The sequence below is a fragment of the Corynebacterium sp. CCUG 71335 genome (assembly GCF_024454075.1).
In the GTDB taxonomy this organism is placed as follows: Bacteria; Actinomycetota; Actinomycetes; order Mycobacteriales; family Mycobacteriaceae; genus Corynebacterium; species Corynebacterium genitalium.
Window position 1 is genome coordinate 1 of the sequence record NZ_JAGPYY010000026.1, and the last position, 1446, is coordinate 1446.

Sequence of the window (1446 nt, forward strand, 5' to 3'; positions counted from 1 at the left end):
GGGGATGCGGACGGAATCTTGGAGGATTCCATCATGAACCGCTCATACACCAAGGAGCAGCGACGCAGAGCTCTGCAGGTTTACAAGCGCACTCAATCGGTGACCAAGACCGTCCGTGAACTTGGTTATCCAGGGCGATGGACGCTGTACAAATGGTTGCGTGAACCCGCCAAACCTGGTCGACCCCGCAAACAGTCAAAAACATTGACCCGCTACCCGTTTGAGGTCAAGCTTCGTGCTGTTGAGCTCTTCAACGCTGGTTGGAGGCCAGCTGACATCGCTGTGGAATGCGAGCTGCGCTCAAAGATGAGTGTCTATTCTTGGGCACAACGCCACCGTGAAGAGGGAAAATGGGGTTTGATGTCGAAAAGAGAACGCAAAGAGCACACTCGCATGCCCACCCGAGCAGCATTCGAGAAATCATTAGCCGATGATCCTGCAGAACTGAAAAAGCAAATGGCTCAACTGCTCGTTGACAAGGCTGTTTTGGAAAAGGAGCTGGAACTTGTAAAAAAAGACGTCAGCGTCATCCCGGGTCAGCTCAGCAATAAGCACAAGGCTGAAGTGGTTGACGCGTTACGCGGCGAGTTTCCGTTATCTATGCTGCTTGCTGCTATTGATCTTGCGGCATCAAGCTTCTACTACCAACTCCAACAGCGATTTGCTCCGGATAAGCACGCGCGTATCCGCGAATTGCTTCATGAGATTAGTTCTGAGTCGAATAACACCTACGGCTATCGCCGACTTTGGTGGGAACTGCGCCATCGCGGGATCGTTATCAGTGAGAAGGTCGTCCGCCGTCTCATGCACGAAGAGGGAATTCGTCCCTGGTTCCCGAAACGAAAGTGGCGTTACTCCAGCTATCAAGGGGAAATTTCTCCCGCACCACCTAACCTGGTGAACCGCAATTTTCATGCTGAGCATCCAAATCGGTTGTGGCTGACTGACATCAGTGTTTTCGCTACTAACCAAGGTCGCGTGTACCTGTCTGCCATCATCGACTGTTTTGACGGGAAGGTCGTGGCAGCAAAAACAAGTGTTCATCCCACCATGGAGTTAGCAGAAGAAACTTTGTACGCAGCAATCGCAACCGAAAAGCCGGCAATGGATGGCTCCTTGGTGATTCACTCAGACCGCGGAGCACATTATCGAGGCAGCAGCTGGCGAAGTATGACCGAGAAGTTCGGAATACTTCGCTCGATGTCGAAGAAAGGTTGTAGCCCCGACAATGCAGCATGCGAGGGGTTCTTCGGCCGAATGAAAAACGAAATGTACTACGGCAGAACCTGGCAGAACCCCCAAGAGCTCAAAGAAGCAATCGCGACATACATTGAGTTCTACAACGATCACCGAATCAAGATCAGCCTCGATGGTTTGAGCATTGCCGAATACCGAAAAGTCAATGTAGCGTGAGATTGAAACTGTCCAAAAAACGTCCGCATCCTC

Annotated in this window: 1 protein-coding gene; it reads left to right on the top strand. The window is 51.4% G+C overall.

Annotation, left to right across the window (positions count from 1 at the left end):
- Positions 1 to 1413, top strand: a 1413-nt coding sequence (locus KBX19_RS11245) for an IS3 family transposase (protein ID WP_255999054.1), incomplete at its 5' end; no start/stop codon positions are given.
- Positions 1414 to 1446: the final 33 nt, after the last annotated feature.